This is a genomic window from Streptosporangium sp. NPDC002544, assembly GCF_040295965.1.
Lineage (GTDB): Bacteria > Actinomycetota > Actinomycetes > Streptosporangiales > Streptosporangiaceae > Streptosporangium.
On sequence record NZ_JBEOWJ010000022.1, the window covers coordinates 1 to 24,676 of the forward strand.

The following is a 24,676-nucleotide window of genomic DNA, read 5'->3' on the forward strand; positions in this document are numbered from 1 at the left end:
CGGCCGGTGACGTGAACCTCACGTCACCGGCCGCCGCTTTTTCGCGAGCCCGAGGTCGGCCTTTACGCCGGCCCCGTATCAGCCCCTAAATAGGCAGGGCCTCAACAATTGAGGCGCCGCCGGGCAGTTCCACCTGCCGGTTGAGCCGGAAACCGGACTTGCCCAGGAGTTCGGCGTACTCGGAGGTGCTGCGCTCCATGCCCTCGCCGAAAAGGGCGAGCATTCGCATGTCGATGTCCTTACTGATGTGCGACCTGTCGTCGTCCGGCACCACGGCCTCCACCAGGAGTACTCGGCCGTCGTCGGAGATGGCCTCCCTGACATTGCGCAGAATCCGCACCGAGTCCTCGTCGGACCAGTTGTGGATCACACTGCTCAGCAGGTAGGCGTCCGCCCCGGCGGGCACCGAGACGAAGAAGTCACCGTCCACGAATTTGCACCGGCTTTCAAGGCCGGCCTCGGTGAAGAACTCCCTGGCCGCGCTGACCACCTGTTTCTGGTCGAACAGCACCCCGTCCAGATCTGAGTGGGCCTTCAGAACGGCGGCCAGGATGTGCCCCTTGCCGCCGGCCACGTCCACCAGGGTTCGCACCCCGGAGAAGTCGTAGCGGGAGGCCACGGCGTCCGCGAACGGCCGGGCCCTGACCACCATGTAGTCGTTGAACAGCGCACCGGCCCCGGGGTTGGCCTTCAGGTAGCCGTAGAGGTGCCCGTGCCGCTCGACGAAGCCCGACCTGCCGGTGCGCACGGTCTGCGGGAGCATGCCCATGCCGTACCAGAAGCCCTCCTCGACGATCATCCGTACGGCGGGGCGGAGCGAGCCGGGCACGTCGGTGCGGAGGGTGACACCCGCCTCGGTCAGCTCGTAGGTGCCGGGCGCCGCGGTGGCGACCATGCCCATGGCGGCGAGCTCGCGGAGCACCCTGCCGAGCGCGGAGGCGTCGGCGCCGCAGCGCAGTGCGAGCTCGTCAACGCTCAGGGCGCCGTCTCGCAGGTGGTCGGCGCAGCCCAGTTCGGCCATCGTGGCCAGGGCGGCGAAACGGGAGACACCACCGATCGCATCCCATACCGGTGCCTGTGGGTCGCTCATGAAAATCCTCTCTCTGCGGCGTGCGGCCCTGAGGGGGGACCAGCACGCCCCGGCAAGCGTGCGCGCCGGACCCGCGTGCTCGGGCGGGGAGCGGTTCGGGTTCCGGCAGGCGTTTTTGAAGATCGGGCCTCAGGGGGTCGAGGCCGACGGGCTCCGCATGCCGCGCACCAGGCGGCCGACCTCGGCGCGCAGGTGCACGAAGTCGGGGTGCTCGCGGGTGGTGATCTGGTCGCGCGGTCCCGGCAAGTCCACGCGCAGGTCACCGACGATCCCGGCAGGGGCCTTGGACAGGACCACGACGCGGTCACCGACGTAGACGCTCTCGTCGATGTCGTGGGTGATCAGCACGATGGTCATGTTGTGCAGGTTGCGGACCCGCAGGGTCAGGTCTTCCAGGTCCTCGCGGGTCTGGGCGTCCACGGAGCCGAAGGGCTCGTCCATCAGCAACAGGGCCGGGCGGTAGGCCAGGGCACGGGCGATGGACACCCTCTGCTGCATGCCCCCGGAAAGTTGCCACGGGTACTTGGCAGCGGCGCTGTCCAGGCCGACCTCCTCCAGCGCCTCCATCGCCGCCTGCCCGCGCTGCCGTTTGTCCATTCCCCTGCGGCGCAGCGGGAGCGAGACGTTCTCGACCACCGACATCCAGGGGAACAGGGAGCGGCTGTAGTCCTGGAAGACCACGGCCAGGTTGTCGGGGGTCTGCTCGACCTGGGCGCCGTTGAGCGTGACCTGGCCGCCACTGGGCCGGAGCAGCCCCGCGATGGAGCGCAGCAGTGTGGACTTGCCACATCCTGAGGGGCCGACGATGCACACCAGCTCACCCTGGGCGACCTTCAGGTCGATGCCACCCAGCGCGTTGTGGGCGGTCGGTCCGCTGCCGTAGGTGTGGGACAGATTCGTGATCTCAAGCACAGCAGGTCCTCAGGTCGTCTGCTTGGCGGAGCGGTGCCAGGACAGGACACGTCGCTCGGCCGCCAGGAACGCCGAGTTGAACACGTATCCCAGGACGCCGAGCACCACGATGGTTCCCCACACGCCGGAGAAGTCGTATGACCTCTGGGCGTCCAGAAGCTGGAAGCCGATCCCGTCGGTGCTGCCGACCAGCTCGGAGAGCACCATGAGGATCAGCGCCAGTGACAGGCTGACCCGGAGTCCGGCGAAGATCTTCGGCATGGCCGAGGGCAGGATGATCCGGAACAGCCGCTCACCGCCCGACAGCCCGAAGACCCTGGCGGTGTCCAGATGCTGGCGGTCGACCTGCCGTGCCCCCTCGGAGGCGTTGATCAGGACCGGCCAGACGATGCCGAACGCGATGAAGCTGATCTGCATCCGGGGGCCGATGGAGAACAACGCCATGAAGAACGCCAGCAGCATGGGCGGCGGGATGGCGCGGGCGAACTGGACCAGGGGGTCGATGAAGCGGAAGAGCAGCGGGGAGCGGCCCAGGGCGACCCCGAGGACGATCCCGACGACCCCGGCCAGCACCCACCCGGCCAGCAGCCGGCCGATGCTCGCGGGGATGTTCGTCAGCGCCGCCTCGGTCAGCCAGAGCCGCTCCGCGGGGCCGGTCAGCCACATCGTGTACATGCTGGTCGCGATCTGCGACGGCGGCGGGAAGCTCAGCATCTCGATGCCGCGGGTGAGCAGTTCCCACAGCAGCAGCACGACGGGCACCGGCCACAGCCGGACCACGCCGCGCAGCAGGCCGTTCATCAGACCACCTCCGTACGGGCGGTGTGCCAGCGGAAGATCCGCCGTTCCGCGAGCACGAACAGGCTGTTGGTGACCACGCCGATGATCCCGGCCCAGATGGCGGCGGCGATGATGTACTCCACCGCGTCCGCGCTGCCGCCGCTCTCCAGGACGTAACTGCCGATGCCCTGGGCGCCGCCGCCGAGCAGTTCCGCGCTGATCGCCACGATGAGCGCGATCGCGGACGCCAGCCGGACACCGGTGGCGATGAAGGGCGCCGTGCTCGGCAGGGAGACGCGCCACAGCACGGCCGACTTCCCGAACCCGAAGCTGCGGAGGGTCTCCTTGGCGAGCGGGTCGACGTCCTTGAGGCCGTACATCGTGTTGATCAGGACGGGCCAGGTCGCCGCGTAGACGATCAGGGTGACCTTCATGTCGAACCTGTCGGAGAACACGGCGAGCGCCAGCGGGATCAGCGCGATCGACGGGATCGGGCGCAGGAACTCAAGGATCGGCCGGAGCGCGCTCTCCACCCGGGGCAGGCTGCCGAGCAGGAACCCGGCGGGCACGGCGAGCGCGACGGTGAACAGCAGTCCAAGAGCCCAGGCCCCGAGGGTCGAGGTGACGTCGGAGAGGAACTCCCCGTCGGTCACCAGCGTGGCTGCTCGACCGAGCACCGTGGAGGCCAGCGGAAACACGAGCGGGTCGATCAGCCCGGTCCGGCCCGCGACCTCCATGACGCAGAACAGCCCCGCGACGCCGAGGGCGCCGCAGAGCAGTCTGTTGTCGAGCGGGTTGCGCCGTGTCACCCGAGGTTGCCGGGAAGGATGGTCTTGGCCTGGATCGGGCTCTTCAGGTAGCCCTGCTCGACCATCAGGTCGGCGACGCGCTGCAGGCGGGTCTCGTCAAGGCTGGTGGGGAAGGAGCCGAGGGTGATGACGGCGGCGGTCGCGGCGTCGATCTTGGTGTAGGTCGGCAGGATCTGCTCGACGGCCTTGCGGTCGGTGGCGGAGATCTGCTGGGCCTTGGCGATCGCCCGCTGGAAGGCGGCGACGGTGTTGGGGTTCTCGGTGGCGAAGTTCTCCATGACGACCACGCCGGCGATGGGGAAGTCCGCCGTGGAGTCGACCATCGTGTCGGCGAGCTTCTGGGCGCCGAGGTTCTTCTGCACCGCGGTCAGGGCCGGCTCCGTCATCCAGGCCGCGTCGACGGTCTTGCTGGCCAGCTGGGCGCCCATCTCGGGGAAGGGGAACTCCAGGAACTGCACGTCGTTCTCGGTGAGGCCGTGCGTCTTGAGCACCGTGGTCACCGCCAGGGTGCCGATGTTCTTGAGGCTGTTGACCGCGATCTTCTTGCCCTTGAGGTCGGCGGGCGTCTTGATCGACGAGTCCTTGGGCACCATGATGTTGAACGAGTTCGGAGCGGCCTGGTAGAGGTCCGAGATGATCTTCATCTTGTTGCCGGCCGCGACGGCGAGGAAGGCCGAGACGTAGTTCGTCTGGGTGGCGTCCAGGGATCCGCCGACGAGGGCCTGCTGGGCCTGGGCTCCGCCGACCACCGGCTCGATGTCGACGGTGAGCCCCTCATCCTTGAAGTAGCCCTTGTCCTTGGCGATGTAGAGCGCGGCCGAGTCGGGGATCGGCAGCGCGCCGATCTTGATCTGGGTCTTCTCCAGACCGCCCGCGTTCGCGGCGGTGGTGTCAGTGGACTTGTCGGAACCTCCGCAGGCGCTCAGCACCAGGGCGGCGGCGACTCCTGCGATGACGGCCCGGCTCGCAAGTGTGAACCTCATGGGTCTCCTTAGCTGCATTAGCTGCATTTGACCGCCCCTGCCGGAACTCGCGGTAACTCATCGGGCGACATGGAGGGGGTCCCGGGAGGCATGTTGGTCAAGGGGGGGTTTGCCGACCGCGGATCAGAGTAGCGGAGTAGATCAGTCAAATTACAAATATCACCCCTTTCGCCCCTATCGCCCCGAAGCTACAAAGCAGGCATACGCCACCCAGTTACCGCATCCGTAACAATCAACAGATAGGTCCGCATAGCGGGCAAAAGCAAAGATGTCAATAAATCTGTTTCGCAACTTTGTGGAAGTTTGTGGTTACAGGGCGGAGAGTCATCGCCCGGTTACGGGTGCGGTGTGCCCGTTCGGTGGGAAATGCGAGTTATGTGCTGTTGGCCGAACTCATCCGGCTGTGCTCCAATAACCCCTACCCCATGGATGCGTCGGCGTCACTAGCACATCATTGCGTGACGCGATCCCCTCCAAGCAGACGATCCGAGGAGAGGCAGCGGAGGCCAGTGAGGACAGCGTCAATCCCCAGCGAACGCGAATCCGGGCTGGCACCTGCCCTGGGATTCGACAATCAGGGGGGGCAGCCGCAGAGCGGCCCGGGTCAGGGCCCAGACGGCTCCGGCTCCGAGAGGTCTGCGAGGAACGGCGGCAAGCTCGCGCTCAAGAACTGGCGGGTGAGGTCGCGACTGGTCGCGCTCATCGTCATCCCCACGGCCGCCGCGATCGTGCTGGGCGGCCTGCGGGTCACCACCTCGATCAGTAGCGCCGCCGAGTACGAGCGCGTGCGTACCACCGCCGAACTCACCGCGGGCCTGAGCAACCTGGCCGACGAGCTGCAGCTCGAGCGGGACCTGTCGGCCCGATACGTGGCACAGGGGCGTCTGAGCACCGGCAAGTCGAACCTGCGCAAGCAGTACGAGAGCGTCGACGGTGTCGCCCGTGAGGTGCGCGCCCGCATCGACGGCGTCACCAATGACAGCGGCATCGTTGAGGCGTTCAGCACCCGGAGCAGGGACGAGCTCACGCAGATCCGCGCCCGCATCGACGAGCTCAAGAGCCTGCGTGACGCGGCGACGGCCACCCAGATGCCGGCCCAGCCCATGGTCGCCGCGTACTCCCGTACCATCGCGGACCTGCTCGCCCTGCACGACGAGATCATTCAGGGCGTCGCGGACCAGGAGATCACCGCCAGCGCGGCCGCGTTCGCCGCGCTGGCCAGGGCCAAGGAACAGGCGTCCAGGGAGCGGGCGAACCTCGCCATCGCCCTCGCCGTCAGGGGGTTCAGCGCCGAAGGCCTCAACGCCATGCTGGCCGCCCGGGCGCAGTTCGACAGCGAGCTCGCGACCTTCCGCTCCGAGGCCTCGGTCGCCCAGCGCCAGCTCTACGACGACACGGTCAGCAGCCAGAAGAAGGACCGCGCGGCGGCACTGCGCGCCCGCGCCATCGTCCTGGCCCTCAACGGTCAGCCGCTGAGGAACGTCGACGTCTCCAGGACCGGACTCGGTGACCAGACGACGTGGTTCGACGCCTCCAGCGACATCGTCGAGCGCATGCGCACCGTGGAGGAGCAGGTCGCCGACACCCTCATCACGCAGAGCCGGGTCCTGCAGGAGTCGGAGCAGCGCGGAGCGCTGATCGCCGCTGGGCTGAGCGCGCTGCTGCTCATCCTCGTCCTGATCATCACCGCGGTCATGGCGCGGTCGCTGGTCAGGCCGCTGCGCAGGCTCCGCACCGAGGCGCTGTCCATCGCCGGCCAGCGTCTCCCCGAGACCGTCCAGAGCATGCGCGAGAGCGGCGAGGTCTCGACCACCGACATCACCCCGATCGGTGTCGCCTCCGACGACGAGATCGGTGAGGTGGCCCGGGCCTTCGACGAGGTGCACCGCGAGGCCGTGCGGCTGGCGGGCCAGGAGGCCACGCTGCGGAGCAACGTCAACTCGATGTTCGTCAACCTCTCCCGGCGCAGCCAGACCCTGGTGGAGCGTCAGCTCTCCCTCATCGAGAGCCTGGAGCAGGGCGAGCAGGACGAGGGCCGGCTCGGCAGCCTCTTCCGCCTCGACCACCTCGCCACCCGCATGCGCCGCAACTCGGAGAACCTCCTGGTCCTCGCGGGTCAGGAGCCCGCCCGCCGGTGGAGCCAGCCGGTCCCGCTCATCGACGTGGTCCGCGCCTCGCTGTCAGAGGTCGAGAACTACGAGCGGGTCGACCTGCAGCTGTCCGCGGGCGTGGCCGTGGCCGGAACCTCCGTCAACGACGTCGTCCACCTGATCGCGGAGCTCGTGGAGAACGCGATCTCCTTCTCCCCCCGGGAGACCAAGGTCATCGTCTCCAGCAACCGCATCGACGGCGGTGGCGTGATGGTCTCGGTGACCGACATCGGCATCGGCATGACCGCCGAGGAGCTCGCCCAGGCCAACTGGCGACTGGCCAACCCGCCGGTGGTGGACGTCTCGGTCTCCCGCCGGATGGGCCTGTTCGTGGTCGGCCGCCTTGCCCTGCGGCACGGCATCCGAGTCCAGCTCAGGCAGCAGGACAGCGGCGGCCTGACCGCCATGGTCCTGCTCCCGGAGAACCTGCTCGCCGTCACCGCCCGCCCGGGAGGCGCGCCCGGTGCCACGGCGCAGGGCGGAGACTGGGCCGGGTCCATGGCCTCCATGGACCGCCCGCCCGTGCTGGCCAGCCCCGCGGCTCCCCAGATGCCGTCCTTCGCCTCGTTCGAGGCCGCCCACCAGAACTCGTTCGCCTCCTTCGACCTGGGGCAGCAGTTCAACTCCTTCGAGGCCTCGCAGTCTCCCTTCGGAGGCGGCCAGTTCGGGCAGGCACCCGTCGACACCCCGTGGCCGGGACAGCTTCCGCCGCCCGGCGCCACCCCCGGCTGGCCGGACGCCTCCCAGCCCGACCCCACCGCGTGGCATCAGGGCCAGGGCAGCCCGTCCAGAGGCGACACCGGAATGTGGTCCGGGGGGCCGAGCGCGCCCGCGCGCGGTGACGCCCCCGTCTGGCCCGGCGGGCAGAGCAGGGACGGCGGCTCCGACGTCTGGTCGAGCTCCTCGTTCCGCGGCGGCGACTCCGGAGGCTGGCCGTCCACCGGCAACTCCGGTCCGTTCGGGCGGCGCCCGTTCGACGCGGCGGACAACACCGGCCCGCTGCCGGTGATCCCCGACTCCTCGCCCATGGAAGAGGCGAAGGAGGAGTTCCTGCCGATCTTCGCGGCCGTCGAGTCCGACTGGTTCAGGAAGGTCGATCCGGTCCAGGCCGCCGAGGAACGGGACGAGGAGGTCGAACCGGCCCGGCCGGCCCAGGCCGTTCAGGAGACCGTCCAGCTCTCACAGCAGGCCGCCCCCACGCAGGGGACCGGCTGGTCGTCACCCGCCGACGTGGGCTGGCAGGCGGCCAAGGCCGCCAGCGAGCCCTCACTCGGCGGGATCACCGGTTCCGGGCTGCCCAAGCGGGTGCCCAAGGCGAACCTGGTGCCCGGCACGGCCGCGCCCGACCTGAGCGCGGCCCCCCAAACTCCCGTGCTCCGGCCGACAGTCTCCCCGGAGGCGGTGCGCAACAGGCTGGCCAGCTTCCAGCAGGGCGTACGGCAGGGCCGCGCGGCCGCCAGGGGCGGAGCCGCGGACGGACGGCCGTATCCCGACTTCGGCCGGGACGTTGAAGGAAACAAGGAGGACCGGTGAGCGAGCTCATCATGGTCGCCAAGGAGGATGACACGTGCGCGAAATGAGCCAGGCCGCCCGGGGGGTCAATTGGCTGATCACTGACTTTGTGAACAACGTCCCAGGTGTGGCGCACACAGTCGTCGTGTCGGCGGACGGTCTGCCGTTGGCGTATTCCGACGGATTTCCCAGGGACAGGGCGGACCAGCTGGCCGCGGTCGCGGCCGGCCTGATCAGCCTGACCCAGGGCGCCTCACGGGTTTTCGAAGGCGGTGCGGTCACCCAGACCGTGGTGGAGATGCAACGAGGGCTGCTCCTCATCATGTCCATCAGTGACGGTTCCTGTCTGGCGGTGCTGGCCGCCGCCGACTGTGACATGGGACTGGTGGCCTACCAGATGACGATGCTCGTCGAGCGGGCGGGCCAGGTGCTGACCCCGGCCGTCCGCGCGGAACTGCAGTCTTCCCACTCACGGTGACGGCGATGACGCTAGGAGGCTGTCGTGGCAGGCCGCGGCTGGACCGGTGAGGGCGACCCGCACAGCGGGTTTCCCTACCAATCGATGGACGACCCCCACCGGCAACAGGGGGGTCCTTCGCATCTCATGCAGCCGGCGCCGTCGGAGCAGAGCTCCCTCGTCCGTCCGTATGCCGTGACCGGGGGGCGCACCGCCCCCCGGACCCAACTCGCCCTGGAGGCCCTGGTCTCCTCGGCGACTTCCATACATCACGATTTATCCACCCGCACCCCGGAGTATCAGGCGATCAGTGCCCTGTGCCGGCAAGTGCGTTCGGTCGCTGAGATCTCCGCGATGCTCCGCATCCCGCTCGGCGTGACCCGGATCCTGGTCGCCGACATGGCCGCCGAGGGTCTGATCCAGCTGCATCAGCCGCAGCTGGACGCGGGCAAGCCGGATCTCAACCTGCTGGAAAGGGTGCTCAGTGGACTTCGCAGGCTCTAGCCGCGGCGGCGGCCTGACATCGACGAAAATCGTCGTCGCCGGGGGATTCGGTGTCGGTAAGACCACGTTCGTGGGGGCGGTGTCGGAAATCCTGCCGCTGACCACGGAGGCGGTGATGACCGACGCCAGCGCCGGGATCGACGATCTCGGCCTCACTCCGAACAAGACCACCACCACGGTCGCGATGGACTTCGGTCGCGTCTCGCTGGACCGCGACCTGATCCTTTACCTGTTCGGCACGCCCGGCCAGCACCGGTTCTGGTTCATGTGGGACGACCTGGTCCGCGGCGCGATCGGCGCGATCGTGCTCGTCGACACCCGGCGGCTGGCCGATAGCTTCCCGGCGATCGACTACTTCGAGGAGGCCAAGCTCCCCTTCGTGGTCGCGGTCAACGGGTGGGACGGCACCTACCTGCACGGTGAGGAGGAGGTACGCGAGGCGCTGACGCTGGCGCCTCACATCCCCATCTCCAGGACCGACGCCCGCTCGCGCGACGCGGTGAAGGCCACGCTCATCACGCTTGTGGAGCACGCGCTCACCGTGCGGATGGCCGTTCCCGGCTGGGGCCGCTGACCGCGGGAGGGCGTCAGTCGCACCTCCCAGCGGATAGGCTGGGAGGTCGAGTCGCAGACCTGTAGCGCAGAGGCTGGCCAATCACGTGTTCGAGACGCTTTCCGACCGGCTGACATCGGTCTTCTCCTCCCTTCGATCCAAGGGTCGGCTCTCCGAGGCCGACATCGACGCGACCTGCCGCGAGATCCGCATCGCGCTCCTCGAGGCCGATGTCGCGCTGCCCGTGGTCAAGGCGTTCGTCGCCCAGGTCAAGGAGCGCGCCCGCGGCGCCGAGGTCTCCCAGGCGCTGAACCCGGCGCAGCAGGTCGTCAAGATCGTCAATGACGAGCTCATCGAGATCCTCGGCGGCGAGACCCGGCGGCTCCGCTATGCCAAGAACCCGCCGACCGTCATCATGCTCGCGGGCCTGCAGGGCGCGGGCAAGACGACCCTGGCCGGCAAGCTCGCCCGCTGGCTGCGTGAGCAGAACCACACGCCGCTGCTGGTCGCCGCCGACCTCCAGCGGCCCAACGCGGTACAGCAGCTCTCGGTCGTGGCCGAGCGCGCGGGCGTCGCGGTCTACGCGCCCGAGCCGGGAAACGGCGTCGGCGACCCGGTCGCGGTGGCCCGCCAGTCGATCGACCACGCCAAGCGGCAGCAGCACGACATCGTCATCATCGACACCGCGGGCCGCCTGGGCATCGACCAGGAGCTGATGAAGCAGGCGGCGGACATCCGCGACGCGGTCTCGCCCGACGAGGTCCTGTTCGTCGTCGACGCGATGATCGGCCAGGACGCCGTCAGCACGGCCCAGGCGTTCATGGAGGGCGTCGGTTTCGACGGCGTCGTGCTGACCAAGCTCGACGGCGACGCCCGCGGTGGCGCCGCACTGTCGGTCCGCCACATCACCGGCAGGCCGATCATGTTCGCGTCCACCGGTGAGAAGCTCGAGGACTTCGACGCCTTCCACCCGGACCGGATGGCCTCCCGCATCCTCGACATGGGTGACATCCTCACCCTGATCGAGCAGGCCCAGAAGACCTTCGACGAGGCCGAGGCCGCCAAGATGGCGAGCAAGCTCACCTCGGGCGAGGGCTTCACCCTGGAGGACTTCCTCGAGCAGATGATGATGGTCCAGAAGATGGGCCCCATCAAGAACCTGCTCGGCATGATGCCCGGCATGGGGCAGATGCGTGATCAGCTCAACCAGGTGGACGACCGAGACCTCGACCGCATCGCCGCCATCATCCGCTCCATGACCCCCGCCGAGCGTCACAATCCGAAGATGATCGACGGCTCACGTCGTGCCCGTATCGCGAGGGGCTCCGGTGTGACGGTGACCGAGGTGAGCGGCCTGGTCACCCGCTTCTTCGACGCCCAGAAGATGATGAAGCGGATGGCCGGCGGCATGGGCATCCCCGGCATGCCCGGCGGTCGCAAGGGGGCCAAGGCCGCGCAGAAGAAGGCGGCCAAGGGACGCAGGGTCAGCGGTGACCCGCGCAAGGCGGCGCTCGGCAAGGCCGCCCCCGACAAGTCCGGCGAGCCCGCGGCCCCGGCGGGGAACGGCCTCCTCGGCAAGCTCGGTTCCCGGCAGCAGCTGCCTCCTGGCCTGGAGCTGCCGCCGGGCTTCGACCCCTCGAAGTTCAAGCTCCCCGGTCAGAAATGAGCGATGGCCCCTTCCACGCGCGTGCCAGATGGATCTGGGTGATCATCGTCGGGGGGTTCATCCTGGTGGCCGTGCTCGAACTGCTCGGGGTACGTCCGAAGTAGCGCTCCCACCACGGCATCCCGGCCGACGGATCGTACGGCGGGTACGCGGGCCGCGCGGGTGCTCCCGGGGGTGCGGGAATCTCCGGCGGCTGGGCGGCTCCCGGCAGGATCGGCGCCTCGGGCAGGACGGGGGCTCCGAGCCGCGAGGCGGTCCCCGGCGGGTCGAGGGTCTCCGGCGGGGCGGGTGCTTCCGGCCGCGCCGGAGCCCCGGGCAGGAGCGGGGTCTGAGGAGGCGCGGACGTTCCTCGTGGGACGTGAGACGGCCAGGGGACCCAGGGGACACCGTCGTGGCCGGTTCCCGGGGTTACGGCGGGGGGCGGGGCGGACGCCGGAGGTGCGTCGGCCTGACCGGCAGGGGTCGCCCTGATGGTCAGCACCGCTCCCAGCACGGTGATGGATCCGGTCGCGGTCAGCAGCAGAGATCTGAGGGTGGTTGCCACGGCGGCCATTTAGCGCAGCAGGCCGGACCCGCCGGGGGCCCGGACACACGTGGATTACCGAGATTTGCCCTCCGGCCGCCGCGGGGGATGGCCGCGGATTGGCCGGGCACCCCCGCGCGTCTGGCACAATGACATGTTGGAACATCGTGACACGTGGTTGCCCTCTCACTCCCGCGTGCCATGCCTGTCCCTCGATCGGTCCTCTCCTCGTGCCCCACTCGATGAGACACCGTTCACCCACGCTCTAATGCAGGAGAGACCACACCAGTGGCAGTCAAGATCAAGCTCAAGCGGCTCGGCATGATCCGCAACCCGCAGTACCGCATCGTCATCGCTGACAGCCGCACCAAGCGTGACGGCCGGGCGATCGAGGAGATCGGCCTCTACCACCCGAAGGAGAACCCCTCGCGCATCGAGGTCAACTCCGAGCGGGCGGCCTACTGGCTGGGTGTCGGCGCGCAGCCGACCGAGCCCGTCCTCAAGCTCCTCAAGCTCACCGGCGACTGGCAGAAGTTCAAGGGCGAGTCGGCTCCGGCTCCGCTCCTGGTCGCTGAGCCCAAGGCCGACCGCCACGCCGCCTACGAGGCCGCGGCCAAGGAGGCGCTGTCTCTGGAAGCCGCCACCACGCCGAGGAAGTCGACCCGCAAGGCGGCTCCCAAGGCTGAAGAGGCCCCCGCCGAGGCCCCGGCTGAGCCCACCGCGGCCGCCGAGGAGAAGCCGGAAGGCGAGGCCTGAGGTGCTTGAGGAGGCCCTCGAGCACCTGGTGAAGGGCATCGTCGAATATCCCGACGACGTCCAGGTTCACGCTCGCCGCATCCGTAGCGGGCGTGTGCTTGAGGTCCGGGTGCATCCCGAGGACCTCGGTAAGGTCATCGGCCGCGGTGGCCGTACGGCCAAGGCGCTTCGCACGGTCGTGAACGCCCTCGGCGACGGCAAGTACGTCCGGGTCGATCTGCTCGACCTGAACGAGGCCCGCTAGCCGCCGGACGCGTCCAATCGAGCGAACGGGCCACCCGCCCAGCGCGGGTGGCCCGTCTGCTTTCCACCGGCACCACTATGTGAGGAGGCGGGCGTGCAGCTCGTCGTAGGGCGGATCGGTCGCCCGCACGGACTCCGCGGAGACGTGTCCGTGGAGGTGCGCACCGACGAGCCTGACAGGCGCTTCGCCCCGGGCACCGCCCTGGCCACCGACCCCGCCTCGGCCGGCCCGCTGGTCGTCGAGTCCCGCCGCTGGCATTCGGGCATCCTGCTGGTCAGGTTCGAGGGCGTGAGCGACCGCGACCACGCCGAGGAACTCCGCGGCACCATGCTCGTCATCGACTCGGCGGACATTCCGCCGTCCGACGATCCCGACGAGTTCTACGATCACCAGCTCATCGGCCTCGCCGTGGTCAAGCCCGACGGCGAGCGGGTGGGCGAGGTGTCCGACGTGCTCCACCACGGCCAGGACCTGCTCGTCGTACGGCGTGGGAAGGCGGAGGTCTACGTGCCGTTCGTCAAGGCGCTGGTCCCGGTGATCGACCTTGAGAAGGGCATCCTCGTCGTGGACGCCCCGGCGGGACTGCTCGATCCGGACGAGATCGTCTGACATGCGCGTCGACGTCATCTCGATCTTCCCCGAGTACTTCGCCCCCCTCGACGTCTCCCTCATCGGCAAGGCCCGCGAGCGCGGCATCCTCGACGTCCGTCTCCACCAGCTCCGCGACCACGCCCACGACGTGCACCGCACGGTGGACGACACACCCTACGGGGGCGGCCCCGGCATGGTCATGAAGCCCGAGCCCTGGGGAGAGGCCCTCGACGAGGTCCTCGCCGCGGACCCCGTGGCCCTGCCGCGGATGATCGTGCCGACTCCCAGCGGTGTGCCCTTCACCCAGAAGCTGGCGATGGAGTACGCCGCCGAGCCCTGGCTGCTGTTCACCCCGGCCCGCTACGAGGGCATCGACTCCAGGGTGATGGCCGAGTACGGCGCGCGCATGCGGGTGGACGAGGTCAGCATCGGGGACTACGTGCTCGCCGGAGGCGAGGTGGCCGTGCTGGTGATGATCGAGGCCATCGGGCGGCTGCTGCCGGGTGTGCTCGGCAACGTCCACTCGGCCGTGGACGACTCCTTCGCGCCCGGCGCGATGGAGAACCTTCTCGAAGGCCCCGTCTACACCAAGCCGCCCGAGTGGCGGGGGCACGAGGTGCCGGAGATCCTGCTCTCCGGGCATCACGGAAAGATCGCCCGGTGGCGGCGGGACCAGGCACTGCGCCGTACCGCGAGGAACCGGCCCGAACTGCTGGCGGCGCTCGCCCCGCAGAGCCTGGACAAGCACGACAGGCAGCTCCTGTCCGAGCTCGACCAGCCCGGGACCGGACCCGTCGGCCAGGCTCCCTGACCGGTTCCGTCCCCTGGCCGACGGAGCCGATGCGGAGGCCGGCCCGGCCGCCCTGACCGGCTGATTTCCGATCGGTCGGGAAAATATGGCAGACTGAAGCGTTGCCGCCGACTGCCTTCCCGGCCCCCAGGCCGGTCTCGCCGCGGCGCACGCGCCGCCGGGTAGACGGTTCCGGCTCCGAGACACAGTCCACTTCAGCACGCGTGTCCATCACGACGCCGCTCCGTCGCGGCCGGATGGACCTCCGGGTGCGTTTAAAAATGAGGTACCACTGCCATGCACACGCTGATCAGCGAGCTCGAGAAGTCCGCGCTCCGCACCGACATCCCGAACTTCCGGCCCGGTGACACGCTCGAGGTCCACGTCCGGGTCATTGAGGGCAGCAGGTCCCGTGTCCAGGTCTTCAAGGGCTTCGTCCTTCGCCGCCAGGGCGGTGGCGCCCGCGAGACCTTCACGGTTCGCAAGGTCAGCTACAGCGTCGGCGTCGAGCGCACCTTCCCGGTGCACAGCCCGGTCATCGAGAAGATCGTCCTCGTGACCCGTGGCGATGTCCGCCGGGCCAAGCTCTACTACATGCGTGACCTGCGCGGCAAGGCCGCCCGTATCCGCGAGAAGCGCGAGGCCCGCTAGGCGCGCGGTAGTCGCCGCCCTGGCCCGCGCCCTCTTTTCCGGGGAGCGGGCCAGTCGCATGTAAGGAGGTTTGACCTCCTATGGCAATACGCATGGCTATGCGGTACCCCGTCACTCGACCACTTGGTGCCGCCCATCATCTAGGCTCGTCAGCGATGACTAGCGAAGACCGGGAGTACGGCGCAGTCTCGCGTCGACCTGTCGAGGACGAGGTGGACGTGGTCGCCGAAGACACCCAGAAGAACGCCAAGAGCGACAAGGGCAAGAAGAAGGGCTCCTTCTGGAAGGAGCTGCCTGTTCTGATCGTCGTGGCGGTGGTGCTCGCTCTCATAATCAAGACCTTCGTGATCCAGGCGTTCTACATTCCTTCGGAGTCGATGGAGAACACCCTCCTCACGAACGACCGGGTCCTGGTCAACAAGCTCGTCTACCGCGTCCGGGACATCGAACGCGGCGACGTGGTGGTGTTCTCCGGGGTCGACTCCTGGGATCCCGAGATCGTCCTTGAGGAGCCGTCCAACCCGGTCACGGGGTTCTTCCGCTGGGTCGGAACCGCCTTCGGCGTGGTCCCCGGCGAGAAGGACTACATCAAGCGGGTCATCGGCGTCGGTGGCGACACGGTGAAGTGCTGCGACGCCCAAGGCCGGGTGACGGTCAACGGGGTCCCCCTCGACGAGGACTACCTCTACCCGGGTGACGTGCCGTCCCAGAGGTTCTTCGAGGCCAAGGTCCCCGAGGGCCGCCTGTGGGTGATGGGCGACCACCGGTTGGTCTCCCTCGACTCCCGCTCCCACCTGGGCGATCCCGGCGGCGGGACGATCTCGGTGGACAAGGTGATCGGCCGGGCCTTCGTGATCGTGTGGCCGTTCTCCAGGGCCACGACCATCCCCATTCCCGATACCTTCGGTCAACCGGCTCTCAAGGCCGCCGCGGCCGTGGGAGGCGCGGCCCCGTTCCTCGCGGGCTTCGCAGGCGCCGTGCCGCTGGTGCTGTGGCGTCGTCGCCGGCGTTCAAGGCGGTAACCGGACCTCATGACCGTGGAACCCGAGGCTGACAAGAACAAGAAGTCCGGTAAGGGCGGCAACCTGCGCGAGTCGCTGTTCCTGCTGGTGTGCGGGGTGGTGGTGGCGCTGCTGTTGCAGGCCTTCGTCTTCCAGTCGTTCTGGATCCCGTCGGAGTCGATGGAGAACACCCTTCAGGTGGGTGACCGGGTGGTCGTCAACAAGCTGCACGGCGACGCCGAGCGTGGCGACATCGTGGTTTTCAAGGGCTGGAACGACGAGGACACCATCAAGCGGGTCATCGCGGTCGGTGGTGACACGGTGAAGTGCTGCGACGCCAAGAAGCGGATCACGGTCAACGGAGTGCCGCTCGAAGAGGGCTCCTACCTGTACCCCGGCGACTTCCCCTCGGGGGACGCGTTCGAGAAGGTGGTCCCCGCCGGGAGACTGTGGGTCATGGGCGACCACCGCACCGCCTCCGCCGACTCGCGCTCCTACGAGGAGCGGAAGGAGGAGGGCACGATCTCCGAGGACGACGTCGTCGGCCGTGCGGTGGCGATCTACTGGCCGTTCTCCAGGGCCACGATCCTTTCGAGGCCGGAGAGCTTTCTCAAGGTGAGATAGCGGTACCGAATGCACCGGAGGGGGCGTACTCTCTGGTCATGGTCGCTGTGTCACCCGAGGTGTCATGACGGTTGCGTTTCGCCCCAGGCCCAGCGTGGTCCGGCGCGATTTAGGGCTGTACGGCTACGAGCGGGCCCTTGACCGCCGCGGGCTCGGTCCCGTGGCAGGGGTCGACGAGGCGGGCCGTGGTGCCTGTGCCGGGCCTCTGGTGGTCGCCGCCGTGGTGCTGGGCGGCCGGATCGACGGCCTGGGTGATTCCAAGCAGCTGACGGCCTCCCGCCGTGAGTCGCTGTACGAGCGGATCACGGCGACCGCGGAGGCGGTGAGCGTGATGGTGATCCCGCCGGGTGAGATCGACGCCCGTGGTCTGCACAGATCCAACATCGACGGAATGCGCAGGGCCGTGGCACGACTTCCCCGTCAGCCCGGCTACGTTCTCACCGACGGGTTTCCCGTTCCCGGGTTGCCCATGCCGTCATTGGGGGTGTGGAAGGGAGATCAGGTCGCGGCCTGCATCGCCGCGGCCTCGATCGTGGCCAAGGTGACGCGGGACGAGATGATGGTCGCGTTGCACGAACGTCATCCCCGGTACGGATTCGCCGTGCACAAGGGGTATGGCACCGTCGATCATCGCAGGGCTCTCAGAACCTACGGTCCGTGTCCGGACCACCGCTTCTCGTTCTCGACGGTGGCACGGTCAGGAGCGGGCGAGGTGATGGGTGAGAATGAACTGGGGGCCGGTGCGTCTGATCGGGCGGGCCGGGGTGTGCGTTTAACAGGAGGACCGGTATGAGCGCAGAGGATCTCGAGAAGTACGAAACCGAGATGGAGCTGCAGCTTTACCGTGAGTACCGCGACGTTGTCGGCCTGTTCACATACGTCGTGGAGACTGAGCGGCGCTTCTATCTCACCAACTCCGTCGATCTCGACGTGCGGACCGCCGAGAACGGCGACGTGTTCTTCGACGTGAAGATGCAGGACGCCTGGGTCTGGGACATGTACCGGCCCGCGAGGTTCGTCAAGAACGTCCGCGTGGTGACCTTCAAGGACGTGAACGTCGAGGAGCTCGCCAAACCCGATCTGGAGATGCCGAAGGAGGGCTTCTCCTCCTGAGGGGCTTTGCGGCTTTTTGACCATTGCTGAGCGGTGAGAACGCTGTCCGCGGGGCCGGGGCGTCGTCCACAGGGGCGCCTGGTGTCCGGCCGGTTGTCCACAGAGTCCCGTTCGGCTCGTCGGGGGCGCGGTGAGCTGAGCGAAGGTCGGGAACCGGAGGTGGTTCCATGGCCGCGAAGGATGAGCTCGGCAGGTACGGCGAACAGGTCGCCGTCGACTATCTGCTCGCGCACGACCTGCAGATCCTGGATCGCAACTGGCGATGCCCGGACGGGGAGATCGACGTCGTCGCCCGAGAGGGGCGCACGCTCGTCGCGGTGGAGGTGAAGACCCGCTCCGGCCGCCGTCACGGCACCGCCTTCGAGGCGGTCACCGATGCGAAGATCGCGCGCCTGCGCATGCTCGTGGCCAGATGGGTCGCCGAGCACCAGGAGGGGTTCGACGCGATCCGCGTCGACGTCGTCGCCCTTGAGCGGTTCGCCGGGGATTTCGCCATCCGCCACGAGCGGGGGGTGTGCTGATGTCTCCTGGCCTGTCCTGGATCATTCGCTCCCCACATCCCACCCCGTGGGAGGTGAGGTGAGTGGCCGTCGCACGTACGCGCTGCGTCGCCCTGGTCGGGGTGACCGGCCGTCTCGTCGAGATCGAGGCCGACATCGGCAGCGGTGTCGCGGGTCTGCACCTGATCGGAATGCTGGACACCGCGCTGAGCGAAGCCCGCGACCGGGTCCGCTCCGCCCTGGTCAACAGCCGGTACGCGTGGCCCGACGCCCGGATCACCGTCAGCCTGTTTCCCGCCAGCCTGCCCAAGCGGGGCAGCCTCTTCGACCTGGCGATCGCGATGGCCCTGCTCGCGGCGGCCGGATTCGTGCCCGCGGCCAGGGTCGCCGAGCCGTTCTTCCTGGGTGAGCTGGGGCTCGACGGCTCGGTGAGGCCGGTGAGGGGCGTTCTCCCCGCGGTGCTGGCGGCCGTCGCCGCGGGTGCCCGCACCGTCGTCGTCCCCGCGCGCAACGCCGCCGAGGCGGGTCTCGTGCCGGGCGTGACCGTGATCCCCGCGACCACCCTGGGCGCGCTGGTGAGCGGGCTGCGAAGCGGCGAGCCGCCGGGAGGCGTCCTGGACGGCGCCGGAGACCCCGGTCACCGGGCCGCGCGCCCGCTTCCGTCGGGATGTCCCGGCGAGGCCGTCCCCGGGCACGACCTGGGAGACAGTGCCGCCGGTGGCGCCGAGGACGGCCCCGACCTGGGAGACGTCGCCGGGCAACCCGTCGCCCGCCGCGCGCTGGAGGTCTGCGCCGCCGGTGGTCACAACCTCTGGATGCTCGGTCCTCCCGGCACCGGCAAGACCATGCTCGCCGAGCGGCTGCCGACCCTGCTTCCGGCCCTGGAGTGGGATCAGGCCCTGGAGGTGACCGCCATACACTCGGTCGCCGGAGTGCTGCCCAGGGACCGCCCGCTGCTGGTCCGCCCGCCGTTCGTGGCGCCACACCACACCGCGACCGTCGCGTCCGTCATCGGTGGGGGCAGCGGGATGATCCGTCCTGGTGCGGTCTCGCTGGCCCACCGGGGAGTGCTCTTTCTCAAATTTTCCGGCTGAGGACGTCCGCAGATGGGCTGTGACCTGGGACTCAACATAGCGAACATGTCCGGGAAGTTGGTAGGTGACTCACTCCGTTATCTGGGGTTGTCAAGCGAACCAGCTGGTCAGAAGCTTGAAGGTCGTTAAGCCACGTAAGGCAAGTACGCTGACCGCGATCGCCTGCAACGGTGAAGGAGCCGCTCATGACCGCCGACCCAACGATGACCCGGATCGGCCAGGGGGTGGAGTTGCATCACCACCAAGGTCAGCGTGAAGCAGCTCGCGAGTTGTTCGCGCAGATCTGGGACGACATCGGCGGCGAGCAAGGCGACCCGCTGCATGTTTACGTCCTTGCCCACTCGATGGCCGATGTGCAGGACGACGTGCACCAAGAGCTGATGTGGGATCTGCGAGCGCTTGCCGCCGTCGGCCTGATCACTGATGAGCGGGTGGCGCAAGCCGGGGTGCCGCTTTCGGTGGCCGGCTTGTATCCGTCGTTGCACCTGAACTTGAGTGAGTGCTATTGCAAGCTGGGCGATCTCGGCCGCGCCCGTGAGCACCTCCAGCAGGCGCGGGCCGGGATCGGCGCACTTGGCGACGACGAGCATGGCCAGCTCATCAAGGAGGGCATGGAGTGGCTGGCCGAACAGTTGGGTGAGGCCATCTGACTGCGCCCCGGCGAATTCTCTGCACTAGCCGTTGATCTTCTTCGTGGATGCTTTGAGCCGGGGTGCCCTCAGGTCAGGAGGCCCAGGGTTTCGGGCGTTTCCCAGACTGTCAGCTGCCGCACTGACATGTCTGAAGCCCCTGAACGTGGGTGGTCGCTCGGATGAGTGATCGGCGTGGTGCTTGCCGCGCGCCCAGGGGGCCCAGCGCGAAGCGCTGGGCCCCCTGGGCATAGAGATCGGTCAGATGGTCGGGAAATCTGTCCCTCGTGTCCCTCAGGACGTTGCGGAGTGGCTTTGCTCGGTGAGCTGGACTTCGAGGTCAGCGATGCGTTTGTCGGCAAAGCGGACGTTGTCGCGGGCGGCGGACAGTTTCCCGGTCAAGGACCTGCCCTCGGCCGTCAGCTCACGGACTTGCCTCTTCAGGTTCCCGTTGTCGGTGATGATCCGGGCGATGTCTTCTTGGGACCATTCGCTCCGCAGGTCACGGACCTGCCCGATCAGCTCGGCGATCTGCTCGCGCTGGGCGAGGATCTCGGCGTGAGCGGTCTTGAGGGCGGCCTCGGTGTTCAGGGCCCGCTCGCGCCAGGACGCTTCGAGTTCGTCCTGGACGGCCTGGCGATCCTGGACGCGCCGGCCGGCGGCCTGGCTCACTGCCTCATCCACCAGAGCTCGGGCGCCGGCATGCTCATAAAGGAACGTGCGCGAGACGTCTGCGGTCCGCGCGACCGCGGCCATTGTGATGGGCGCCCTGGTTTTGATCATCTGGTCCAGGACGTCCTTGATCCGGTCCAGACCGGCTGCCGTCTTCTGCCGCCGGACCTCCAGGGCTCGGGAGGTCCGGGCGGCGGGAATGGTTGGGGCGGTCATTCGGTCATCTCCGGCAAGTCGCTGGTGTCGTCGTCGTGCTCATCGGCCAGGTCGCTGGCCCTGAAGGCGAGGCTCCAGAGCCGATGGAAGTAGTCCTGAGGACGTCGCAGGTCTAGCGCGAGCGCCTCTTCGAGCAGGCCAAGGGCGGCCAGGGCCTTCTCCAGGCCGTCGATCGCGTGGGCGGTGGGCTCGAAGACCTGGTGCAGGTAGTCGGCAGTCGCGTCGTCGGGGGCGCGTTCAGCGAGGGTCCGCCACTGTTCGGCCTTGCGGCGCCAGTAGAGGAGGTCGGCGCCGGACATGACGAACTTGTCGCAGTTGTGGCAGTCCATGTTCCAGGGGCAGGCGTCCCCGCGGACCACCGGCTGGAAGGTGCAAAAGCCGCCTTCGGCCGGTGTGCTGCGGCGGGCCAGGTCCAGGGCCATCGCCTCGGCGTCGGCCTTCGTCATGCCCTCGGCCGGGGAGACGAGGAGCTGACCGGGGTTGGCCGAGCCCGGGCCACCGACCCAGACCCGCTCCAGGACCTGGTCAAGTTCCGAGGAGGCAACCTTCGCGTAATGCTCCGCCATCCGCTGAGAGACCTGGCCAAGGTACTTCTTGATGTGATGCAGGCCGGCGCCGTGCTTGAGGAGATTGGTGGCCAGGGTGTGACGTGCCTGATGGGGGACCCAGGCGCCGATGTCGAGGTCTTCGAGCCAGCCGCTGAAGCCGGTGTGGAAGAAGGTGTAGGAAATCGAAACCGTGCCCTTCGGGTTGCGGCTGCGGGAAGGAAACAGGGCCAGCTCGGCCCGTTCTTTCGAGGTGGGCGGCCGGCCGTGACGGTCCTCGAATTTCTCGAGAGTGATCTGCTGGCGTTTCTGCAGCCGCAGGTAGAGGTTTTCAGGGATGCGGATCGCCTCGTCGAAGTTGCCGACCTTGGTCTGGTCGTGCCAGAGAAACGGAACGCGGCGGTGGATCGTGATGCAGTCCAACCGCAGCTTCAGCACCTCGTTCGCGCGGCGGCCGGTGAACACCAGGGCCTCCCAGGCATCGCGGAGCCCGTGGTTGTTCGGGTCGTAGCGGTCCGCCAGCATCTCCATGTTCGACTGGTCGGCCAAGGCTCGGGCGACCGGGTCGGGGAACGGGCGCCGGGCCTTGACGGTCGGCGCTCCGCCGGTCGGCAGCGCGACGATGAACTTCCTCGACAGTCCGATCTCCTCGGCCAGCCCGCTGTCCAAAGCGAAGCGCAAGATCACCCGAGCGTGGTTGAAGACGAAGCGGCCGGTGTTCTCGGTGACCGTGCTCGGCTTCCCCATATGACTGCGGACGCCCAGGGCGGGCAGGTTCTCGCGGATCCGTCGGTTGTGGTCAGCGACGAACCGCTCCATATGCTCTGCCTCCAGCAGTCGCGGATTGTGTCCGCCCTCGGGGGCTGTGATCTCCAGGAAGGCACCAAGTTCGACGCAGGAGCGCCGGTCGTTGTCAAGCGGGCCGGTGCTGCGGGGGCCCTTCGAGGATCGCAGCCGGTTGGCGAGATGCTCCCAGAGCAGGTCACGCAACCATCGCTGGGGAACGTCGGTGAGGTCCCAGTTGCTGTGCCGGTGGGGGAATTTGACCCCGAAGTGCTCGGTCTCGATGTAGCCAGCCTCCTTGGTCTCCTCCATGGTGAAGTAGACGATCCGCAGCTCGGTCAGGGCCTCGTGCAGGATGAAGCGCTTGCGGGAATCGAGCTGGCTGCGTTCCTCGGCGAGCTCGGTCAGCGAGCCGACGCGGCGTTCGCGGACCAGGTTCACCACCTGCTGGATCCACCAGGTGGGCCAGTAGGTATGGGCGGCTCGCTGGGTATGTGCGAACAGCGTCCACTGCAGCTCGGCTCTCACCAGCGGCGGCAACCCCTGAAGATTGATCGTGCCGGCCCGCGAGACGGGGTGTGTGGTCTTGCACCACTGCAGGAACACGGCCTTATCCCCGTAGAGAATCGGAACCGGGCGGCCGATCTTCTCGTAGCGGTTGAACCACCTCGGCGGCCGCAGAGCATCACCGGGGCGGCCCTCGGTGTCGTAGCGGATCTCGTGGACCCGGCAAAGCCCGAGCGGGCTGCTGGCCAGGGATTGGCAGGAGGAGACGATGCAGTCGCCGTAGCTGTGGAACGGCTCGGTTTGCGTCGCGAGCCAGTCCTCCAAGGCCAAAGTGGGCTGCGCGGCGAAGGCTTTCTTCCAGCGGCCGTGGTGGGCCAGACACAGCTCGAGACCGTGGTGGCGGGCCGGGCGGACCAGACAGATCCGGCAGACCGGGGGCTCGCCCGCGCGGCCGTAGAATTTCAAGGGCTTCGCCTCGCGCAGGAACTCGCGGCGCGTCAGTTGCGGGTTGGCCTGGAGGCCGCGTGCCCACTCCATCCTGTGGGGGTGGCAAAGATCGTGGTCGTTGCTGCGGGAGTGGTGGCACTCCTCCACCCGGCAGAGCCATCCGAAGACCGGGTGCTCGGCGGGGACATGGATCAGTGCCTCGCGAAAGAGCGGCTCGACGTGCGGGCCGCCGAGTAGAGCGGTCAGCACCTCCAAGCGGTCGCGTGTCTCCCGGCGCCGGACCCTATCGACGATGGTGTGCAGCGGCAGCAAGGTGTCGTTCACTGCATCTCACCCCACGCTGTCAGCAGGGCCGAGTTGAAGGCCGGGTCGTTGACATCGACATGCGCGTAGATCTCATCGATCGTCTGGGTCGAGGCCCAGCCGCCGGCGTCCCGGACGATGACGAGGTTGCCGTCCGCGGCATCCAGCACGGCATTGGCCCAGGTGTGGCGGAACATGTGCGGGCGGATCAGGCCGAGGCCGGCGCGGAAGCCGGCCCGCTTGAGCATCTTGCGGGCGCCCTCGGGTGCCCAGGGCAGTCCCTTGTCGGGCCCGTGCTGCTGGACCAGCAGCATCCCGTGGGCGGCGCCGCGCGGGTACTCGCTCATCATGTAGTCGAAGTAGGTGTGGATCATCGCCGGGCTGACCCGCTTGATCAGCCCGCCCCGGATCACTCCGCCCTCGAACTCCCAAGGCCACTTCGTCTTCGCGCGGGCGTCGGTTACCAGCCCGTCGCGGTGGCAGACATGCGCGTGCGGGGTGCGGCACTCGCCGCAGGAGGCGTTCTCGCGAAGGTGCAGGTCGGCGAGGTGGAGACCGCAGAACTCGCCGATCCGGAGGCCGCCGTCGCTCAGCCACTCCACGGTCATGCGGTCGCGGGCCGAGTTCACCTCCTCCAGCAGGACCTCACGAGCTCCGTCCGGCAGCATCTTCTTGTGCCGGCGCCGCAGTTCCTTCGGCGCGAGCGGGTTCGCGTCCATGCTCCGCTTGAGGTGGCCCAGCAGAGCACGGTCCTTATCCCGCTGCGTCGGCAGCCGCTCAAGAGCCAGGGCCTCAGCGAGTGCCGTGTTCACGCCCAGCTCGGCCTGCCGCAGGTAGAAGCCCTTCAGGCAGGCTGCGGCACCCCGCAGAGCATCGTTTTGATACGGGCGCTTGCCCACCCGCCACGGAGATCCGTAGGGCATCGAGACTTTCGCCCCGACCGCCTTCATATACCGCTGAAGATCGCGGAAGCCCACGGTCTCAGGCGTCAGCCCCTCGTACTCCAGCCACCGCAGGTGGTCGACGAGCAGATACGCATACGTCCGGTCCGAGCCCCTGCCCGCGAACAGAGCGAGGTACCGCTCCGCTGCCGGATGAAGCCCGCTCGTCGAGTCGAAGATGGTGTACGAACGGCTGCCGTCTCGATGCCGCACCTTCTGAACCCTGAGCTGCCCCATCGCCAGTCTCTGTGCCACATGACCTCCATGCCGACTGCGCTGACATCGCGAACATAACGACGTCGGTCGGCAAACGAGGTCGTGATGTCCCAG

The 24,676-nt window shown here is 68.3% G+C and carries 25 protein-coding genes and 1 pseudogene; 17 read left to right on the top strand and 9 right to left on the bottom strand.

Annotated elements, in window-relative coordinates:
* Nucleotides 1–85: 85 nt before the first annotated feature.
* The 5 genes from ABT061_RS29355 to ABT061_RS29375 all read right to left on the bottom strand — a co-directional run bounded on the left by ABT061_RS29355 (nt 86) and on the right by ABT061_RS29375 (nt 4,574).
* A complete protein-coding gene (locus tag ABT061_RS29355) occupies nt 86–1,090 on the bottom strand; it encodes a methyltransferase (protein ID WP_350923978.1) in 1,005 nt (334 codons plus the stop codon).
* A 129-nt stretch (nt 1,091–1,219) separates the two neighbouring features.
* Nucleotides 1,220–2,002: an ABC transporter ATP-binding protein gene (locus ABT061_RS29360; protein WP_350923981.1), complete on the bottom strand. Its 783-nt coding sequence runs from the start codon at nt 2,000–2,002 to the stop codon at nt 1,220–1,222.
* Between the two features lie 9 nt (nt 2,003–2,011).
* A complete protein-coding gene (locus tag ABT061_RS29365) occupies nt 2,012–2,803 on the bottom strand; it encodes an ABC transporter permease (protein ID WP_350923983.1) in 792 nt (263 codons plus the stop codon).
* Entirely contained in the window at nt 2,803–3,591 is a 789-nt protein-coding gene (locus tag ABT061_RS29370; RefSeq protein WP_350923985.1) for an ABC transporter permease, read from the bottom strand. The genes ABT061_RS29365 and ABT061_RS29370 overlap by 1 nt, the downstream gene beginning before the upstream one ends.
* A complete protein-coding gene (locus ABT061_RS29375) occupies nt 3,588–4,574 on the bottom strand; it encodes an ABC transporter substrate-binding protein (RefSeq protein ID WP_350923987.1) in 987 nt (328 codons plus the stop codon). The genes ABT061_RS29370 and ABT061_RS29375 overlap by 4 nt, the downstream gene beginning before the upstream one ends.
* 677 nt (nt 4,575–5,251) lie before the next feature.
* On the opposite strand from ABT061_RS29375, the gene ABT061_RS29380 reads away from it, so the two are divergent.
* The 5 genes from ABT061_RS29380 (at nt 5,252) to ffh (ending at nt 11,416) form a co-directional block, all read left to right on the top strand.
* Nucleotides 5,252–8,257: a nitrate- and nitrite sensing domain-containing protein gene (locus ABT061_RS29380; protein ID WP_350923989.1), complete on the top strand. Its 3,006-nt coding sequence runs from the start codon at nt 5,252–5,254 to the stop codon at nt 8,255–8,257.
* Nucleotides 8,258–8,300: 43 nt separating this feature from the next.
* The gene (locus ABT061_RS29385; RefSeq protein WP_326646986.1) at nt 8,301–8,714 is read left to right on the top strand and encodes a roadblock/LC7 domain-containing protein; all 414 of its coding nucleotides are present in this window, start codon (nt 8,301–8,303) and stop codon (nt 8,712–8,714) included.
* Between the two features lie 24 nt (nt 8,715–8,738).
* On the top strand, nt 8,739–9,197 hold the full coding sequence (locus ABT061_RS29390) for a DUF742 domain-containing protein (protein ID WP_451935512.1): 459 nt from the start codon (nt 8,739–8,741) through the stop codon (nt 9,195–9,197).
* Nucleotides 9,178–9,771, top strand: a complete 594-nt coding sequence (locus ABT061_RS29395) for a GTP-binding protein (RefSeq protein ID WP_350923991.1) — start codon at nt 9,178–9,180, stop codon at nt 9,769–9,771. The genes ABT061_RS29390 and ABT061_RS29395 overlap by 20 nt, the downstream gene beginning before the upstream one ends.
* Nucleotides 9,772–9,856: 85 nt before the next feature.
* Complete coding sequence (gene ffh / locus ABT061_RS29400; protein ID WP_350923993.1) at nt 9,857–11,416, top strand: signal recognition particle protein; 1,560 nt, start codon at nt 9,857–9,859, stop codon at nt 11,414–11,416.
* Here ffh and ABT061_RS29405 read toward each other — a convergent pair.
* A complete protein-coding gene (locus ABT061_RS29405; protein ID WP_350923995.1) occupies nt 11,394–11,969 on the bottom strand; it encodes a hypothetical protein in 576 nt (191 codons plus the stop codon). The two genes, ffh and ABT061_RS29405, sit on opposite strands and share 23 nt — an antisense overlap.
* 258 nt (nt 11,970–12,227) lie before the next feature.
* Between ABT061_RS29405 and rpsP the strand changes: the two genes are divergently transcribed.
* The 12 genes and pseudogenes from rpsP to ABT061_RS29465 all read left to right on the top strand — a co-directional run bounded on the left by rpsP (nt 12,228) and on the right by ABT061_RS29465 (nt 19,953).
* Nucleotides 12,228–12,695 carry a 30S ribosomal protein S16 gene (gene rpsP, locus ABT061_RS29410; RefSeq protein WP_350923997.1) on the top strand — a complete coding sequence of 156 codons (468 nt, stop codon included), beginning with the start codon at nt 12,228–12,230 and terminating at the stop codon, nt 12,693–12,695.
* 1 nt (nt 12,696) lies between these two features.
* Nucleotides 12,697–12,939: an RNA-binding protein gene (locus ABT061_RS29415; protein ID WP_030906210.1), complete on the top strand. Its 243-nt coding sequence runs from the start codon at nt 12,697–12,699 to the stop codon at nt 12,937–12,939.
* Between the two features lie 93 nt (nt 12,940–13,032).
* Complete coding sequence (gene rimM / locus ABT061_RS29420; protein ID WP_350923999.1) at nt 13,033–13,548, top strand: ribosome maturation factor RimM; 516 nt, start codon at nt 13,033–13,035, stop codon at nt 13,546–13,548.
* Between the two features lies 1 nt (nt 13,549).
* Entirely contained in the window at nt 13,550–14,341 is a 792-nt protein-coding gene (trmD, locus tag ABT061_RS29425) for a tRNA (guanosine(37)-N1)-methyltransferase TrmD (protein ID WP_350924001.1), read from the top strand.
* A 276-nt stretch (nt 14,342–14,617) separates the two neighbouring features.
* Entirely contained in the window at nt 14,618–14,971 is a 354-nt protein-coding gene (gene rplS / locus ABT061_RS29430; protein WP_350924003.1) for a 50S ribosomal protein L19, read from the top strand.
* A gap of 155 nt (nt 14,972–15,126) precedes the next feature.
* Complete coding sequence (gene lepB, locus ABT061_RS29435) at nt 15,127–15,993, top strand: signal peptidase I (protein ID WP_350924005.1); 867 nt, start codon at nt 15,127–15,129, stop codon at nt 15,991–15,993.
* A 9-nt stretch (nt 15,994–16,002) separates the two neighbouring features.
* Nucleotides 16,003–16,596 carry a signal peptidase I gene (gene lepB / locus ABT061_RS29440; protein ID WP_350924008.1) on the top strand — a complete coding sequence of 198 codons (594 nt, stop codon included), beginning with the start codon at nt 16,003–16,005 and terminating at the stop codon, nt 16,594–16,596.
* A 64-nt stretch (nt 16,597–16,660) separates the two neighbouring features.
* Nucleotides 16,661–17,389: a ribonuclease HII gene (locus ABT061_RS29445; protein ID WP_350924010.1), complete on the top strand. Its 729-nt coding sequence runs from the start codon at nt 16,661–16,663 to the stop codon at nt 17,387–17,389.
* Entirely contained in the window at nt 17,386–17,709 is a 324-nt protein-coding gene (locus ABT061_RS29450) for a DUF2469 domain-containing protein (protein WP_030511723.1), read from the top strand. The genes ABT061_RS29445 and ABT061_RS29450 overlap by 4 nt, the downstream gene beginning before the upstream one ends.
* Before the next feature lie 167 nt (nt 17,710–17,876).
* On the top strand, nt 17,877–18,230 hold the full coding sequence (locus tag ABT061_RS29455; RefSeq protein WP_350924013.1) for a YraN family protein: 354 nt from the start codon (nt 17,877–17,879) through the stop codon (nt 18,228–18,230).
* A 62-nt stretch (nt 18,231–18,292) separates the two neighbouring features.
* Nucleotides 18,293–19,288: pseudogene (locus tag ABT061_RS29460) on the top strand (ATP-binding protein); the annotation flags it as partial.
* 200 nt (nt 19,289–19,488) lie between these two features.
* Nucleotides 19,489–19,953, top strand: a complete 465-nt coding sequence (locus ABT061_RS29465; protein WP_350924017.1) for a hypothetical protein — start codon at nt 19,489–19,491, stop codon at nt 19,951–19,953.
* 273 nt (nt 19,954–20,226) lie between these two features.
* Here ABT061_RS29465 and ABT061_RS29470 read toward each other — a convergent pair whose 3' ends face one another.
* From ABT061_RS29470 to ABT061_RS29480, 3 genes are read right to left on the bottom strand one after another with little or no spacing between them, the layout of a single operon-like run.
* Nucleotides 20,227–20,820: a DUF6262 family protein gene (locus ABT061_RS29470; RefSeq protein ID WP_350924019.1), complete on the bottom strand. Its 594-nt coding sequence runs from the start codon at nt 20,818–20,820 to the stop codon at nt 20,227–20,229.
* Nucleotides 20,817–23,426 (bottom strand): tyrosine-type recombinase/integrase, encoded by a 2,610-nt coding sequence (locus tag ABT061_RS29475; protein ID WP_350924021.1) that lies wholly within the window; start codon nt 23,424–23,426, stop codon nt 20,817–20,819. Before ABT061_RS29475 ends, ABT061_RS29470 begins: the two co-directional genes overlap by 4 nt.
* A complete protein-coding gene (locus ABT061_RS29480; RefSeq protein ID WP_350924023.1) occupies nt 23,423–24,601 on the bottom strand; it encodes a tyrosine-type recombinase/integrase in 1,179 nt (392 codons plus the stop codon). Before ABT061_RS29480 ends, ABT061_RS29475 begins: the two co-directional genes overlap by 4 nt.
* Between the last annotated feature and the right edge of the window lie 75 nt (nt 24,602–24,676).